Origin of the sequence: Mycobacterium parascrofulaceum ATCC BAA-614 (genome assembly GCF_000164135.1) — a bacterium.
Taxonomy (GTDB): domain Bacteria; phylum Actinomycetota; class Actinomycetes; order Mycobacteriales; family Mycobacteriaceae; genus Mycobacterium; species Mycobacterium parascrofulaceum.
In genome coordinates this window covers 1-762 of the sequence record NZ_GG770649.1, presented here as the reverse complement: position 1 = coordinate 762, position 762 = coordinate 1, and the positions used below count along the sequence as shown (strand labels likewise).

Here is a 762-nt window from a genome sequence, read left to right as displayed (position 1 = left end):
ATGGATTCATTGTTCGATTGGCCGGGTGTGGTACCGGGTCGTTGGTTCCGGCGATCAAGAGTGCGGGCACGCTGACCGTGGGCGCCGGCGGGTTGGCCAAGATCTGCCAGTTCCGGTCGAAGTTGCGGTACCAGTTAAGCCCTCCCGTGAACCCGGTCCGAGTGAACTCGGTGACGTAGCAGTCGAACTCAGCCGCGTCGAACCAGTCCGGTGGGCCCCCCGGCTCGGGCAAGCGGTCGATGAAGCCCATCGGCCCGGGGGTGATCATCCGCATCGCCATCTCTGGGTCGGTCAGCGATTGCATGTCGGATGTTATCTGGAGGAGAGGCAGAGGAAAGTGGGTGTGGCCAGCGGTGATGTCGTCGCGGTCATGTCCGTGACGGAGCCATAGTTCAACGGAAAGTTCAGTCGTGCCACGGGTTTAGAGGTGCTTCTTGTAGAACGGGACGAGTTTGGCCAGCGCCTGTGTGACGGGTTCGGGCTTGTCGTACAGGTCGTAGTGGGAGTAGCCCTCGATGACGACGAGTTCTTTGTCCGTGGAGGCCGCGCGGCGGATGATCTCGCAGCCGTCGTTGTAGGCGCCGAAGGCTCCCGGCTTGTCACCGACGACGACCATCATCGGTTGGGTGAGTAGCACCTCGGCGCGGTGGAAGGCATCCCACCCGACCGCGGTGGTTTGATGGGAGAACACTGACCGGTTCAGTCCGTGGGGTTTCTGGCCGCGCGGCGTGCGGTAGTAGTCGGTGGCCTCGTACACGTCCC

The 762-nt window shown here is 62.9% G+C and carries 2 pseudogenes; both read right to left on the bottom strand.

The window, feature by feature from the left end:
* Positions 1-289, bottom strand: a pseudogene (locus HMPREF0591_RS30060) (hypothetical protein); the annotation flags it as partial.
* 132 nt (positions 290-421) lie between these two features.
* Positions 422-762, bottom strand: a pseudogene (locus tag HMPREF0591_RS30055) (alpha/beta hydrolase); the annotation flags it as partial.